Genomic DNA, 14,285 nt, shown 5'->3' with positions numbered 1-14,285 from the left:
GCGGCATCGACCGCCTTGGCCAGCCCCATGCATTGCGCACGCCGCCCGCGATCCCGCATAGACGGTCCGCCGGCCTCCCGGAGAAGGTTGCTCGACCGATGCAGATCGCCACGCCCTACCTGATGTTCCTGGGCGACGTGCCCGACACGCTGGCGGCCAAGACCGCCTACGGGATCAAGGACTGGCGCCCCGAATGGTGCGTCGGCCAGATGCGCCTGCCGGGCTGCGCCGCCGATCTCGGCATCCCCGACATGACCCTGCCCGAGGCCCTGGCGAAGGGCTGCCGGACCCTGGTGATCGGCGTCGTCAACGCCGGCGGCGTCCTGCCGGACCACTGGGTCAAGGAGATCGTCGCGGCGATCGAGGCCGGTCTCGACGTGGCGAGCGGCCTGCACGTGAAGCTCGGCGCGGTCCCGGCCATCGCGGAGGCCGCCGCCCGCCGCGGCCGCCAGCTCCACGACGTCCGCCACACCGACGAGCGCTTCCCCACCGGCAAGGGCACCAAGCGGGCCGGGCGGCGCCTGCTCACCGTCGGCACCGACTGCTCGGTCGGCAAGAAGTACACCGTGCTGGCCCTGGAGCGCGGCATGCGCGAGCGCGGCCTCGACGCCGATTTCCGCGCCACGGGCCAGACCGGCGTGTTCATCTCCGGCCGGGGCGTCGCCATCGACGCCGTCGTGGCCGACTTCATCTCCGGCGCCGTCGAGACGATCTCGCCCGAGGCCGAGCCGAACCACTGGGACCTGATCGAGGGTCAGGGCTCGCTCTACCACCCGTCCTTCGCGGGCGTGAGCCTCGGCCTGCTGCACGGCGCGCAGGCCGACGCCTTCGTGGTCTGCCACGAGCCGACCCGCACCAACATGCGCGGCGTGAAGCACCCGCTTCCGACCATCCGGCAGGTGATCGACCTCACCGTGCAGCTCGGCAGCCTGACCAATCCGGGGATCAAGCCGGTCGGCATCGCGGTGAACACCCAGGCGCTCGCCGAGGGCGAGGCCCGGGCGCTCCTCGACGCGCTCGGCTCCGAGCACGGCCTGCCCGCCACCGACCCGGTGCGCTTCGGCGTCGACGGGCTGGTCGACCGGATCGTCGCCGACTTCCCGGCGATCTGATACCGCTTCCCTGTGCCGGCTCTCACTCCGTCCCCGTGAGCCGAGCGAAGCGACCTAGCAGCGCCATGCCAACCGGCCGCTCGCTGCCCTGGGTCACTTCGCTCCGCCCGTGATGACGGAGCGGGCTGCATCGACCGCAGGCCTGAACCGGAGACCGTACGACATGGCCCGCCGCCTGACCCTCGCCGTCGAGCGCTTCCCGATCGCCGGCGCCTTCACGATCTCCCGCGGCAGCCGCACCGAGATCGCCGTCGTAGTGGCGACGATCGCGGACGGCGACGCGGTCGGGCGCGGCGAGTGCGTGCCCTATCCGCGCTACGGGGAGAGCGTCGAGAGCGTCAGTGCCCTGATCGAGGGCCAGGCGGAGGCGATCGCGGCCGGGATCGGGCGGGACGCGCTCATGACCCGCATGAAGGCGGGCGCCGCGCGCAACGCCCTCGATTGCGCGCTGTTCGACCTCGAGGCGAAGCGGCAGGGCCGTCCCGCCTGGGAGATCGCGGGTCTCGCCGAGCCCCGGCCGGCCATCACCGCCTACACGCTGAGCCTCGGCACGCCGGAGAGCATGGCGGAGGCCGCCCGCAAGGCCGCTCACCGGCCGCTGCTCAAGGTCAAGCTCGGCGGGGACGGCGATCCGGAGCGCATCGCCGCGGTGCGGGCCGGCGCGCCGGAATCCCGGCTGATCGTCGACGCCAACGAGGCGTGGCGGCCCGAGAACGTGGAGGCCAACCTCGCGGCCTGCCTGCGGGCGGGCGTCGCGCTGATCGAGCAGCCGCTGCCGGCCGACGCCGACGCCCTGCTCGCCGAGATCCCCCACCCGGTGCCGGTCTGCGCTGACGAGAGCCTCCACGACCGCGCCGGCCTCGACGCGCTGGCCGGGCGCTACGACGCGATCAACATCAAGCTCGACAAGACCGGCGGCCTGACCGAGGCGGTGCTCCTCGCCCGCGAGGCGCGGGCCCGGGGGCTCTCGATCATGGTCGGGTGCATGCTCGGCACCTCGCTGGGCATGGCGCCGGCGGCCCTGCTCGCCAACGACGCGGAGTTCGTCGACCTCGACGGGCCGTTGCTGCTGGCCCGGGACCGTGACCCGCCGCTGCGCTACGAGGGCAGCCTGATGCACCCGCCGACGCCGGACCTCTGGGGCTAGGGCCCGCGGCGGGCCGGTCGTCGTCCGCGGTCCCGAGAGGGTCCCGCGCGATGTCCCGGAGGCGCCACCCTGTGGAGATCCCGGGTGCGGAGGATAGGGATCGCCCCGCCTGTCACCGGCAGGGCCTCACAAAGGGTTTGGGATTAGGTATACCAGAAGGCTTGCCTTCCGCTCGCCCGGCTGCCATCCATCGCACGTGCGCTTGGGGCCGTGGCGTGGACGCGCTGTTCCCAGCAGCCAGACAACACACAGCAAGTCTCAATGCTGGGGAGGACCGACGTGGCCAAGAACATCCTGATCCTGGGGGCCTCCTACGGCTCGCTCCTGGGCACCAAGCTCCTGATGGCCGGTCACAACGTGACCCTGGTGTGCCGGCGGAAGACCGCGGACCTGATCAACCGCGAGGGGACCGAGGTCCGCATCAAGCTGCGCGACGAGAAGGAGCACCGCGCGATTCACTCGCGCGATCTGCCCGGCAAGGTCGATGCGATGCCGCCGGAGGACGTCGACGTGTCGCGCTACGACCTCGTCGGCCTGGCCATGCAGGAGCCGCAGTACAACAACCACACGATCCGCGTCCTCATGATCAAGATCGCGGCGGCGAAGCTGCCGTGCCTGTCGATCATGAACATGCCGCCGCTGCCCTACCTCAAGCGGATCCCGGCGCTCGCCGCCATGGACCTCGAAGACGCCTACACCAATGCCGGCGTGTGGGACCGGTTCGAGCCGGGTCTGGTGTCGCTCTGCTCCCCCGATCCGCAGGCCTTCCGGCCGCCGGAGGAGGAGGCGAACGTCCTCCACGTCGGCCTGCCGACGAACTTCAAGGCCGCGACCTTCGCGGACGAGGCCCATAACCGGCTGCTCCGGGAGCTGGAGGCCGACATCGACGCCGTGCGCCTCGACGGGCACGACGTGCCGGTGAAGCTCAAGGTGTTCGACTCGCTGTTCGTGCCGCTCGCCAAGTGGTCGATGCTGCTCACCGGCAATTACCGCTGCATCACCCCGGGCGAGCCGCAATCCATCCACGACGCCGTCCACGGCGACCTGGCGCGCTCGCGGGCGATCTACGACCACGTCGACGGCATCGCCCGGAAGCTCGGCGCCGACGCGGCCGACCAGGTGCCGTTCGAGAAGTACGCCAAGGCTGCCGAGAGCCTGCTGAAGCCGTCCTCGGCCGCGCGGGCCGTGGCGAACGGCGCGCCCTACATCGAGCGGGTCGACCTGCTGGTGAAGCTCATCTCGCACCAACTCGGCGAGCCGAACGCCGAGATCGACCGCACCGTCGAGACCGTCGACCGCAAGCTCGACGAGCGCATCATCGAGGGCTGACGGGCGCTGCCCTCGCTTCGCTCCGTCATCACGAGCGGAGCGAAGTGACCCGGGGCGGCGCGCCATCGGTCGGCGTGGCGCCGCTGGATTGCGTCGCTGCGCTCGCAAAGACGGTGGCGAGGTCTCCAACCGGAAACGGTATCACTCCGCCAGATCCAGAAAATGCCGCCCCTGGCGGTCGTCGATCTCGACGATCCAGAGATCGGAATCGAACCGGATCTCCTTGGTCAGGCGCTCCTCCACGTCGAGCGGGCTGCCGCCGGTGACGATCGCGGCGAAGCGGCGGTCGCCGCTCTCCTCGGCCTCGAACAGCGCTTGCGGCGCCGGTCCGTAGAGGTCGGCGCTGCCGTCGAGCCGATCGACCTTCACGAAGATCGCGCCCGCCTCCGCGGATCCGCGCCGGCGCAGCACCGCCGGGATGCCCGCGACGTCCAGACGCCGCAGATGGGCCGAGACCCAGAAATCGGAGCGCAGGCGCATGCGTCTGTAGCCCTGTGAATCGCGCGGCCCGCGCCGCGGGCGGGCGATCCGGCGCGGCGGTCGGCCCCTGAAACCCGGCCGGTTGTGAGCGGCGCAAGCCCCGCCATGCGCGAAAGCGCCGGCACGGGCAAGCGCGGATGCGCGACGCCGCACGTCCAGAGCAAACGGCTCAGCGCTGCGAATAATCCGTCAAAAAATCCAGTATTTCTCGGGATTAAAAAAGAACTGAACGATGTGCGTCAGCGCACATCTATAGTATTTTCTGCTGCCTAACTGAGCAAAGGGCGCCCGAATTCGCATGCCACGATGATTTGAGGAGCAATCCGATGCGGAGAATGACCTCGCTCGCGACGCTGATCGTCGCCTGCCTGTGCTTTGCTGTGCCGTCGGCCCACGCCCGTCCGGAGACGCTCATGGATTTACTGGGCCACCGCGACTCCGCGTCCTGCCCGCGCTACCAGCGGACGCCGAGCGATGCCTGCAACATCGTCGTGCACCGGCCCGGCGGTAATCCCACGCAGGACATGACCGGATCGATCGGCCACGCGAAGTCCTGGCAGGCCAATGGCGGCCCGCGCTGCAAGACGATCTGCCGGTTCACCGGCACGCAGTACTGAGGGTCGCGCTCTCACGACGACCGGCGCCCGCACCGCTTCCGCGGAGCGGGCGCCGCTTCCGTCCCGCTAGCCGTGGCCCGCCCGCGCCATCAGCTCGCGCAGGGTCCGGCCCGTCGCCTCTCCGGTCACCGGCAGCTTGGCGCCGCGCTCGAACTTCTCGATCGCCGCGCGGGTGCCAGGGCCCATCGCGCCGTCGGGCTTCACCGCGTAGCCGAGCTTCGACAGCGCCTTCTGGGCGCGCAGCACCGGATCGCCGTCCTTCTCGGATTTGGCCGCCTTGGCGTCCGTCTCCTTCGCGGCCGGCTTGGCGGCCGGCCGAACCGGCGACGCCTTCGGGGTGACCGAGGCGGTGGTCTCCTCGGACCGGATCAGCTCGCCGATCGCGTCCCGGGCCGCCGGCTTGGCGGGGACCGGCGCGGCGGCGCGGTCGGCCTCGATGACCCGCACCGGATCCCGGGCGGGTTCCCGGAGGGCCTCCCTGGCGGCCGGCGGCGTCTCGCGGGGGGCGGGCGCCTTCTGGGCGAGCTTCGGCAGGATCGGCGCCGGGTGGCGCCCGGTCTGGTAGCCGAGGGCGTTGACGCAGACGAAGCCCGCCGCGCCGAGGGCGACGAGGCTGCCGAGAACGGCGCCCGGGCTGGTCCGGCAGGTGGCGCCCGTCGCCTTCAGCGCGCCGACGAGGACGGCGCGCCAGTCGCCCTGGACCGCGGCGCGGCGCGCGCGGCCGGGTTCGCCCGGTACGGTGATCTCGCGGTAGCCTGACATCATGTCTCCTTCCGGGGATCTTCGGGTCAGCCGGTGCGGCGCAGGACCGGGTCGGCCGGGGCCGCGGCGAGGCCCGGCTCCGCGTCGAACAGGCCGAGCGGCAGGCGCACCACGCGGCGGGGCGCCGGGGCGCCGCGCACGGCCGTGCGGATCGGGGCCGGGCCGTGGGCGGCCGCGGGGGCTTGGCAGACGAGGGGCAGGGTGACGGTCACCACCGTCCCGGCCTGGGGCGCGCTCTCGATCAGCAGGGAGCCGCCGTGGAGGCCGACGAGGCCCTGGACCACCGACAGGCCGAGGCCGGTGCCCTCGTGCTGGCGCTTGTAGCCGCCGCTCCCGGCCTGGAAGAACGGTGTGCCGAGCTTGGGCAGGTCGTCCGCGCCGATGCCGACGCCCGTATCGGCCACGACGATGTCCAGGGTGCCGGCGCCGCGCCGCAGGGACAGGTCGATGCGGCCGCCCGCCGGGGTGAACTTCACGGCGTTCGAGATGAGGTTGATCAGCACCTGCCGGCAGGCGGCGGGATCGGCCGTGATCTCCACCGGTCCCGACGGGGCGGCGGTGACGACGACGCCGGCGGCGTCGGCCTTCAGGCGCATCATGTCGCAGCAGGCCCGGAGCAGGTCCGCGATGTCGAACGCCTCGGGGGCGCAGTCGAAATTGCCGCTCTGGATCCGGCTCATGTCGAGCAGCGTGTTGACGACGCCGAGCAGGTGGTGGCCGGAGGCGCCGATGATGCCGGCATATTCCCGCGCCTGGACCGGTCCGAGGCTGACGGCGCCTTCGCCGGCGAGGACCTCGGAGAAGCCGATGATCGCGTTGAGCGGCGTGCGCAGCTCGTGGGTGACGTTGGCCAGGAACCGGCCCTTGATCGCGTCGGCCCGCTCGGCCTCGGCGCGGGCGCGCTCCAGCTCGACGGCGTGCCGGTGGTGCTCGGTCATGTCGCGGGTGACCGCCACGACCGCCGTGGCGGCGTCGTGCGCGCCGTGCTCGATCCGGTGGGCGCGCATCTCGGCGTAGATCAGGCTCGCGCCGTCGGCGCGGCCGGTCTCGGGCTCGACGTGCAGGCGCAGGGGCAGGGTCGCGGGCCGACCGGTCGCGGCGACGTCGCTCACCGCCTTGAGGAAGGCCGGACGGTCGGCGACGTGGACGCGCTCCAGCAGGCCGTGGCCGCGCAGGCGGGCCGGGTCGCTGCCCAGGAGCCGGACGGCCGAGACCGAGGCCTCCAGCACGCGGCCGTTGCGGTCGTGCCAGGTCACGAGGTCGTCGATCGCCGAGAGCAGCAGCCGGTCGCGGGCCTCGTTGTCGCGCAGCCGCTCGCGCCAGACGCCCTCGTTGCGCATGTGCTCCAGGGCCTGGGCGGCGACGTGGCCGATCGCCGTGATGGCGAAGGCCGGCAGGGCGATCGCGGCCGAGATATCCATGACCGGCAGGGAGCCGGCCCAGGCGCCGAGGGCCACCACGGTCAGGACGCCGAGGACCGCCATCGCGGCGGCCGCGATCGTCGCGCGGAGCGAGCCGGAGACCAGCGCCTCCAGGGGGATCGCCACGAGCCAGACCGCGGCGGGCGAGGTGACGCCGCCGGTGACGCCCGCCAGGGCGACGACGAGGCCGGTCAGGCCCGCCGACGAGACCGCGTGGGCGACCCAGAGGGAGCCGGTGCGGGTGAGGAGGACGGCGGCGAAGACCGGCAGCAGCAGGCTCGCGATCGCCAGGACCTCGAAGCCCGACGGCACCCCGCGCCACAGCAGGTAGGGCGGCAGCCCGGCCATCATCACGGCGCCGGTCGCCAGCCGCGACACCAGGAAGCGCTGGTGGCGCGCGCGGGCGGCCGGGTTGTCGGCCGCGGATTCATGGACGAGGCCCGCGAGCCGGTCGTCGATCAGCGACGTCAGGACAGTCTTGATGGTCAAGGTTGGCACGCGTCGCGCTGGCTGCGTTCCCGCATCCGTCGCGCCTCCGGTTCGACTTCGAACGACTACCGGACGGTCGCAGAGCCGGCTTAAACGAGTGTTGCGGGACTTGTCCGAATGGTCGGGATGCTTTCCGCGAGGTAACCAGCCGATCGCGAACAAGCTTCATTCACCATCGTGCGGGAAAGCTCGGGTTGGTAGAGGCCCGGTTCACGAAATCCGTCGAATGCTTCGCGCGATCTCGAGCGGAGAAACCGTTCCATGACCGTCCTGCTGCGCGCCGCGCTGGTGATCGGTGTGCTCTCTTACTTCGCCATGCTTCGCACCGGAGCGGACCCGGCCGCGGAGGCCCGCAGGCTCGCCGCGGCGGTCCCGAGCGCCCAGGCGGTCGTGCCGGCCGCCCTCGAGGCGGTCCCCTCCGAGACCCGGGACCGGGCGGTGCGCGCCGTGCTGGCCCGCGGCCTGATGGCGGAGCTGAGCCGCCGCGCCGCGGAGGCGCCCTCGAACGACACCCTGCAGGAGACGGACCGGCAGCCCGCTTGGCGGGGCGCCGATCCGGAGAGCGATCCGCAGAACGATCCGAAAAGCGATCCCCGGACCGGCCCGCGCTGACGGCCGGCCGGTCAGCCCGGCTCCCCGCCGCTCGCCGTCCGGGCCCGCGCCGGAAGGGGCGGCCGCTGCGCGGCGACGCGCTCGGCACCCTGGCGCAGCTTGGCCTCCGGGCCATGTGCCGGCTGGTGGGCCTCGCTCCGACCGCGCTCGGCGAGCGGCCGGTCGAGGATCGCGGCGATCAGGTCCCGCGAGGCCGGACGGCTCACGGTGCGGAACAGCCGGACGAGATCGGCGACGCGCTCGGCCGAGCGCGCCACCCCCTGGTTGAGGGTCAGGAAGATGTAGACCGCCTCCTCCTCGTGCAGGCCGGCGGCCCGCAGGCCGAGGGTCAGGAGGTCGTAGCGGGTGCCCGCGTCGGCGACCACGGTCAGGAAATCGCGGGGCAGGCCGAGCCCGTCGGCCAGCGCCGCCATGAAGGCGGGAACGTCGCGGGCGGCGGACAGGCCGGTCAGGGTCTCGCCGAGGCCGCGGGGCGGCGGCGGGCAGGGGCGCAGGGCGGCGGTCGCCTCGACGGCCCGGCCGATCACCGTGCGGCGCATCGGGTCGGCGTGCAGGTACAGGGGCACGAGGTCGGCGGCCGAAACGTCGGGCCGGACCAGCAGCAGCCGGGCGAGGTCGGGGGCGGTGCGGCCGCGGTCCACGAGCCGCGACAGGGCCGCGCCCCGCAGGGTGTGGCCGAGATTGGCCGCCAGCGCGCGGTCGATCTCGGGGCGGCCCTCGCGGGAGAGTTCGTCCACCGCCTCCCGGCTCAGCCCGGCCCGGGCGGCGATGCGGGCGGCGATGTCCGACCCCTCGGCCAGGGCCGCCTCGATCAGGCGGTGGCTCAGGGTCGGGGCCAGCTCCACCACCGCGTCGCGGGCGCCGCCGCCGCGCAGGGCGAGCGCCTCCAGCACCGCGGGCGGCGTCTCGGGGCAGGGGGCCAGCTTGCGGGCCACGACCCGGGCCGTCTCCTCGTCCACCGTCGGGATGAGGCCGCAGGCCAGGGACTCGAAGATCTCGATCTCGGTCCGGTCCCGGGCCGCGGCCCGGACGAACAGGTCCGTCTGAACCCGGAGGATCACCGGCTTGAGATCGAGATTCTCGATGCGTGACAGTTCGAGGAGCCCGGACAGGTCCGGCGGAGCATCGACGGAAGGGGGCATGGAGGATCGGTTACGCAAGACTGCAGTAAGGTCACGCTAACCGCATCGACGTGAATCGACCTTTAAGCCGCCTCCGCGGCGACCGTGCCGTCCTGCGCCAGGATGGAACCGGCGCGGTCCCACCCCGGCCGGACCGTCAGCGCATCCGTCAGTGCGGCAGTCAGCGCGTCAGCCAGAGCACGAGGCCGAGCCCCACGGCGGCCGCGACGATGATGCCGGCGTAGAGCGGCAGGACCCAGGGCTGCCGCTGATGCGGGTAACCCTTGGCCGCCCACTCCGAGGGCGCCCGCTCGTTCTGCCGGGCGATCCGGACCTCCCGGGGCGTCGGCGGCGTCCCGCCGGCCTCCTCGCAGGTCCCGAGCGGGGCCGCGCCGATATCCATGTGCGGGGTCTTGTCGGCGGTGCGGCCGCTGTCGATGTCGCCCTTGAGCTGCGCGGCGGTCGGTGCCTCGGAATCCGGCGGCGGATCGCAGGGCAGGTTCGCGGGCGGCGGCGGGGTCTCGGATCGCAGCGTCATCGGGGGGCTCCACTCTCCGGGGGTAACGCCCGGTGAGCCCCGCCGGCTTCGGCCAGGATGTCGCGGATCTCAGCCGTCTCCGGTGCCCCGCTTCAGCAGCGGACGCGCGAGCACGGTCCCTTCGTCGGCGAAGCCGGCGGCGGCGCAGAAGGCGCGCAGGGCGGCCTGGTCCGGCCCCGCGGCCAGGAGCAGCCGGTCGCAGCCCGCCTGCCGCGCCGCCCGGCCGGCCGCCTTCAGCAGGACCCGACCGATGCCCCGGCGGCGCGACTCGGCGGCGACCGCGAGGCCGGTGATCAGGCCGAAGGGCCGCGGCGCGTCCAGCGTCCGCACGGGGGCGACGGCGATGAGGCCGCTCGGCGGCCCCCATTCCACGGCGACGAGGGCGATGCCGCCGTCCCGCTGCAGGGCCTCGAGCCGGGCCGCGAGGTCCGCGGCGCCGACCGCGACCCCCGCCTCGCTGAGCAGCGCCGCGAGACCCGCGGCGTCCGGCCCCGCGGCGGCGCGGATCTCCAGCCCGTAACGATTGCCCAAATCCCGCTCCCGATCGGCATGTCCGGCGCATGCATGTCCGGCGGTTCAACGCGTGGCGAGGCCTCTCGACACGGCGCGTCGCGCTCCTGAGGCTCAAACGCGGCGCCATCCCGCAGATCGCGATCACCGCGGGATCGGCTCCGTCACGCGCGGCGCCGTCGTGATGCGGCGCGCGCGGAACGCGCCGGGCCGTCCGCGCTTTGCTCTCCCGTCGGCGGATCGGGGAGCGCGCAGCATGGCGGGGCGGGTGACGGATCGAGCCTCCGAAGGGGAGGCCGGCCAGGCGCGGCCGGAGACAGCGCCGGCGCCCGAGGGGCCGGGCCCGCGGCCCGGCATGACCGAGGCAGAGGTCGGGCCGGAGATCGGGGCGGAGGCCGAGGCGGTCGAGCGGCACAAGGCCGAGACGGAGATCGCCGCGGGCGACGTGGCCGACGACCTCGCCGATTTCGCGTAACGGACCGGCGCGCGGGTCGCGCGCCGGCCGGTAACCACGAGCCCGGGCGTTGCCGGGCTCAGGCCGGGCTCAGGCCGTCTCCTTGGCCTTGCGGGTGCGGCTGGCGCGCTTCGGCTTCTCGGCCACTTCCGCGACGGGCTCGGGCTCGGGCGCCGGGGCGGCGGACTTGCGGCGCTGCTGGCCGAGGCCGAGGCTGCGGGCGAGTTCCGAGCGCTGGGCCGAGTAGCTCGCGGCCGTCGACGGATAGTCGCGCGGCAGCCCGAAGCGCTCGCGATACTGCTCGATCGTCAGGCCGTTGCGCGACAGGTGCCGCTTGAGCGTCTTGTACGGCTTGCCGTCGATGAACGAGATCAGGGCGTCCGGCGTCACCGACTTGCGGATCTGGGCCGGCGTCGGCTTGTCGGCCGCCTCGGTGACCGTCGCCGCGGGGGCGGACAGCTTCGTCAGCGCGGCGTGAACGCCGGCGAGCAGACCGGGCAATTCGCTGATCGGCACGGAATTGTTCGAGACATACGCCGAGACGATGTCGGACGCCTGCTCGATAAAGGTCTGCTGCTGCTCAGTGGCGTTGTCGTCCATCGATGATTCCCTCTATCCGACCGTCGTGAGACGGTTCTAACGTCTGTGCAGCAAAATCAAGTCGTCGTCGAGCATTTCCCTACACAATGCCCCCGCCATGAACACGCATATTATTCAAACCGTGGGTCGAGCTGAAATCGACCGTCGAGCAAACCGACACCCCGGAGCCGAAGTTGGACGAGACCGGGCGACGCGGACGGGCGCCGGTTATGCCTTCCGCCGCGATCTCGCCGCGGGCTTCCTCTGCGAAGATCCGTCTCCGGTCTGATGAGAGGCGCAGAACTTCACGCGGCGGCCCGCCGCGATGTCCCGTGAGCCTTCGGGACGGGACGAACGTTTCGGCCGGACTGTCACGTGATCTGCCGCGGACCGGTCATGGCCTCGGAGGCGGCCGGGCGATAAGGATCCGGGCGGGGCAGGATCCGGGGCGATCGGCGTGGACCAGCAAGTGGACCGGCAAGGGGATCACCAAGTGGATCAGCAAGTGGATCAGCGCTCGGAGACGGGCACCGTCTTCGGCGCCATCATCCCGTTCGTGGATCACTGCGGGATCGAGGCGCTCGACGTGCGCGCGGGCCGGACGCGGCTGCGCCTCGCCCTGCGGCCGGAGCACGCCAACAACCTCGGCATCGCCCATGGCGGCGCGCTCTGCACCCTGCTCGACGTCGCCCTGGGGACGGCGGCGCGGCTGCGGGCGGGGCGCCCCGTGGTGACCCTCGACATGCAGACCCGTTTCCTCGCCCCCGGCCGCGGCGTCCTGACCGCCGAGGGACGGGTCACCCGGGCGGGGCGGTCGGTGATCTTCTGCGAGGCCGAGATCCGCGACGAGGCCGGGGAGCTGGTGGCGACCGCCACGGGGCTGCTCAAGCCCGTCGGCGAGCGGCCGGCGCCCGCGTAGGGGCCGCGTAGGGGCCGCGTAGGGGCGTTGTCGCCGGTCGGGACGCCGGCGCGAGAGCCCTGCGCGAGAGCCCTGCGCGCCCGTGCGGGGCCGCGACCGCATTGACGTGCGCCCGGCAGGGTGGAAAAGCCTGTGTCATGACGATGCCGGACGACGCGCGCGCAGCCCTGGCTGCGCCTCCCTCCGAGGCCGACGTGACGGCCATGAAGTCCGAGGCCGCGGCGTGGTTCGAGACGCTGCGCGACCGGATCGTCGCCGCTCTGGAGACCCTCGAGGCGGAGGCGGCGGGCCCGTTCCACCCCGACGCGCCCGAGGGCCCCGGGACGTTCGAGAAGACCCCGTGGAACCGGACCGACCATACCGGGCGGCCGGGCGGCGGCGGCGTCATGGCGATGCTGCGGGGCCGCGTCTTCGAGAAGGCCGGCGTGCACATCTCGACGGTGCACGGCGAGTTCGCGCCGGAATTCCGCGCCCAGATGCCCGGCGCCGCCGAGGATCCGCGCTTCTTCGCCACCGGCATCTCGCTGATCGCCCATCCGTGGAACCCGCACGTGCCGACGGTGCACATGAACACCCGGTTCGTCGCGACGACGCGGGCGTGGTTCGGGGGCGGGGCCGACCTGACGCCGGTGCTCGACCGGCGCCGCACGCAGGACGATCCGGACAGCCGCCACTTCCACGCCTGCCTGGCGCGGGCCTGCGCGGCGCACGGCATCGACCACGCCCGCTACAAGGCGTGGTGCGACGAGTATTTCCACCTCAAGCACCGGAACGAGCCGCGCGGCATCGGCGGGATCTTCTACGATTACCTCTGGAGCGGGACGCCGCAGGCCGACCTCGCCTACACCCGCGACGTGGGCCGGGCCTTCCTGGAGGCCTACCCGAAGATCGTGCGCGACAATCTCGGCACGCCCTGGACCGAGGCGGACCGCCACGAGCAGCAGGTGCGGCGGGGCCGCTACGTGGAGTTCAACCTGCTCTACGACCGGGGCACGATCTTCGGCCTGAAGACGGGCGGCAACGTCGCCTCCATCCTCTCCTCGATGCCGCCGACCGTGCGCTGGCCGTGAGTGCGGGTCTGCCGGCCGCCTACGCGCCGCAGCAGGACGCGGCGCTGAAGGCGATCGCCGCGTGGCGGCGGGACGGGGGATCGCAGGTGTTCCGGCTGTTCGGCTATGCCGGCACCGGGAAGACGACGCTCGCCCGCCGGATCGCCGAGGATGTCGACGGCACGGTGGTCTACGGGGCCTTCACCGGCAAGGCGGCCTCGGTGATGCGCCAGAAGGGCTGCTACGACGCCGCCACGATCCACTCGCTGATCTACCGCACCAAGGAGGCGGAGGAGGGCGGGCCGACCTTCACGCTGAACCGCTCGGGCCCGGCCGCCAAGGCGGACCTGATCATCATCGACGAGTGCTCGATGGTCGATTCCGACCTCGGCAACGATCTCTTGTCCTTCGAGCGGCCGGTCCTCGTCCTGGGCGACCCGGCGCAGCTGCCGCCGGTGCGCGGCGGCGGCTTCTTCACCGAGGCCGAGCCCGACGTGATGCTCACCGAGGTGCATCGGCAGGCCAAGGACGACCCGATCGTCCGCATGGCCATGACCGTGCGCGAGGGCGGCCGGCTTGAGCTCGGCAGCTACGGGCAGAGCCGGATCGTGTCGCGCCGCGCCCTGGATCCGGCCGAGGTGCTCGAGTGCGATCAGGTGCTGGTCGGCTTGAACAAGACCCGCCGCCTCTACAATGCACGGCTGCGGGAGCTCGCCGGCCACACGGACCCGATGCCGGCGATCGGCGAGAAGCTGGTCTGCCTGCGCAACGACCGGGTGAAGGGCCTGCTCAACGGCTCGACCTGGACCGTGCAGGCCCTGCGCGCGCCGCCGCGTCCGGACCTGATCCGCCTCGACGTGGTGCCGGAGGACGACCCAGCGCTCCGCCGGAAGCCCACCGACATCAAGGTGCTGCGCGCGATGATCTCCGGCACGGACGAGGAGATCCCGCTGTTCCTGCGGCGCGAGACGGACGAGTTCACCTACGGCTACGCGCTGACGGTGCACAAGGCTCAAGGGTCGCAGTGGGATCGGGTCACGCTGTTCGACGAATCCTACGCGTTCCGCGAGCACCGGGCGCGCTGGCTCTACACCGGCCTGACCCGCGCGGCGCAGGCGATCACCGTGGTGGTCTGATCCGGCGCCG

16 protein-coding genes are annotated in these 14,285 nt (G+C 72.7%); 9 read left to right on the top strand and 7 right to left on the bottom strand.

Annotated elements, in window-relative coordinates:
* Window positions 1-98: 98 nt before the first annotated feature.
* The 3 genes from dgcN to ACX9MN_RS23965 all read left to right on the top strand — a co-directional run bounded on the left by dgcN (window position 99) and on the right by ACX9MN_RS23965 (window position 3,588).
* On the top strand, window positions 99-1,112 hold the full coding sequence (dgcN, locus tag ACX9MN_RS23975) for an N-acetyltransferase DgcN (protein ID WP_020091144.1): 1,014 nt from the start codon (window positions 99-101) through the stop codon (window positions 1,110-1,112).
* A gap of 163 nt (window positions 1,113-1,275) precedes the next feature.
* Window positions 1,276-2,259 carry an N-acetyl-D-Glu racemase DgcA gene (gene dgcA / locus ACX9MN_RS23970; RefSeq protein WP_056526441.1) on the top strand — a complete coding sequence of 328 codons (984 nt, stop codon included), beginning with the start codon at window positions 1,276-1,278 and terminating at the stop codon, window positions 2,257-2,259.
* A 279-nt stretch (window positions 2,260-2,538) separates the two neighbouring features.
* On the top strand, window positions 2,539-3,588 hold the full coding sequence (locus tag ACX9MN_RS23965; RefSeq protein WP_091675797.1) for a ketopantoate reductase family protein: 1,050 nt from the start codon (window positions 2,539-2,541) through the stop codon (window positions 3,586-3,588).
* Between the two features lie 141 nt (window positions 3,589-3,729).
* Here the strand turns inward: ACX9MN_RS23965 and ACX9MN_RS23960 are convergent, their stop codons facing one another.
* Entirely contained in the window at window positions 3,730-4,068 is a 339-nt protein-coding gene (locus ACX9MN_RS23960; protein ID WP_020091141.1) for a DUF1491 family protein, read from the bottom strand.
* 326 nt (window positions 4,069-4,394) lie between these two features.
* Here ACX9MN_RS23960 and ACX9MN_RS23955 point away from each other — a divergent pair, with 326 nt between their 5' ends.
* The gene (locus ACX9MN_RS23955) at window positions 4,395-4,685 is read left to right on the top strand and encodes a hypothetical protein (RefSeq protein WP_026604620.1); all 291 of its coding nucleotides are present in this window, start codon (window positions 4,395-4,397) and stop codon (window positions 4,683-4,685) included.
* A gap of 66 nt (window positions 4,686-4,751) precedes the next feature.
* Here the strand turns inward: ACX9MN_RS23955 and ACX9MN_RS23950 are convergent, their stop codons facing one another.
* Window positions 4,752-5,447, bottom strand: a complete 696-nt coding sequence (locus ACX9MN_RS23950) for a peptidoglycan-binding domain-containing protein (protein WP_489726353.1) — start codon at window positions 5,445-5,447, stop codon at window positions 4,752-4,754.
* A gap of 26 nt (window positions 5,448-5,473) precedes the next feature.
* Window positions 5,474-7,366, bottom strand: coding sequence for a sensor histidine kinase (locus tag ACX9MN_RS23945; RefSeq protein ID WP_482959803.1), 1,893 nt, complete (start codon window positions 7,364-7,366; stop codon window positions 5,474-5,476).
* Between the two features lie 252 nt (window positions 7,367-7,618).
* On the opposite strand from ACX9MN_RS23945, the gene ACX9MN_RS23940 reads away from it, so the two are divergent.
* On the top strand, window positions 7,619-7,969 hold the full coding sequence (locus tag ACX9MN_RS23940; protein ID WP_489725636.1) for a hypothetical protein: 351 nt from the start codon (window positions 7,619-7,621) through the stop codon (window positions 7,967-7,969).
* Window positions 7,970-7,980: 11 nt separating this feature from the next.
* Here ACX9MN_RS23940 and ACX9MN_RS23935 read toward each other — a convergent pair whose 3' ends face one another.
* The 3 genes from ACX9MN_RS23935 to ACX9MN_RS23925 form a co-directional block, all read right to left on the bottom strand.
* A complete protein-coding gene (locus ACX9MN_RS23935) occupies window positions 7,981-9,111 on the bottom strand; it encodes a DUF2336 domain-containing protein (protein WP_020091136.1) in 1,131 nt (376 codons plus the stop codon).
* 160 nt (window positions 9,112-9,271) lie between these two features.
* Window positions 9,272-9,628: a hypothetical protein gene (locus tag ACX9MN_RS23930; protein WP_489725635.1), complete on the bottom strand. Its 357-nt coding sequence runs from the start codon at window positions 9,626-9,628 to the stop codon at window positions 9,272-9,274.
* 69 nt (window positions 9,629-9,697) lie between these two features.
* Window positions 9,698-10,159 carry a GNAT family N-acetyltransferase gene (locus tag ACX9MN_RS23925; protein WP_056526425.1) on the bottom strand — a complete coding sequence of 154 codons (462 nt, stop codon included), beginning with the start codon at window positions 10,157-10,159 and terminating at the stop codon, window positions 9,698-9,700.
* Between the two features lie 235 nt (window positions 10,160-10,394).
* Here ACX9MN_RS23925 and ACX9MN_RS23920 point away from each other — a divergent pair, with 235 nt between their 5' ends.
* A complete protein-coding gene (locus ACX9MN_RS23920; RefSeq protein ID WP_042672860.1) occupies window positions 10,395-10,613 on the top strand; it encodes a hypothetical protein in 219 nt (72 codons plus the stop codon).
* Between the two features lie 69 nt (window positions 10,614-10,682).
* Here the strand turns inward: ACX9MN_RS23920 and ACX9MN_RS23915 are convergent, their stop codons facing one another.
* Entirely contained in the window at window positions 10,683-11,192 is a 510-nt protein-coding gene (locus ACX9MN_RS23915; RefSeq protein ID WP_091928091.1) for a Ros/MucR family transcriptional regulator, read from the bottom strand.
* Window positions 11,193-11,676: 484 nt separating this feature from the next.
* On the opposite strand from ACX9MN_RS23915, the gene ACX9MN_RS23910 reads away from it, so the two are divergent.
* From ACX9MN_RS23910 to ACX9MN_RS23900, 3 genes are all read left to right on the top strand, one after another.
* Window positions 11,677-12,090 (top strand): PaaI family thioesterase, encoded by a 414-nt coding sequence (locus ACX9MN_RS23910; RefSeq protein ID WP_056526422.1) that lies wholly within the window; start codon window positions 11,677-11,679, stop codon window positions 12,088-12,090.
* 137 nt (window positions 12,091-12,227) lie between these two features.
* Complete coding sequence (hemF, locus tag ACX9MN_RS23905) at window positions 12,228-13,160, top strand: oxygen-dependent coproporphyrinogen oxidase (RefSeq protein ID WP_020091129.1); 933 nt, start codon at window positions 12,228-12,230, stop codon at window positions 13,158-13,160.
* On the top strand, window positions 13,157-14,275 hold the full coding sequence (locus tag ACX9MN_RS23900; RefSeq protein WP_012321591.1) for an ATP-dependent DNA helicase: 1,119 nt from the start codon (window positions 13,157-13,159) through the stop codon (window positions 14,273-14,275). The genes hemF and ACX9MN_RS23900 overlap by 4 nt, the downstream gene beginning before the upstream one ends.
* Window positions 14,276-14,285 lie beyond the last annotated feature (10 nt).

The organism is Methylobacterium sp. 1A, assembly GCF_058072805.1.
Note: the sequence above shows the minus strand (reverse complement) of the source record. Positions and strands in the feature narration are given on the sequence as shown.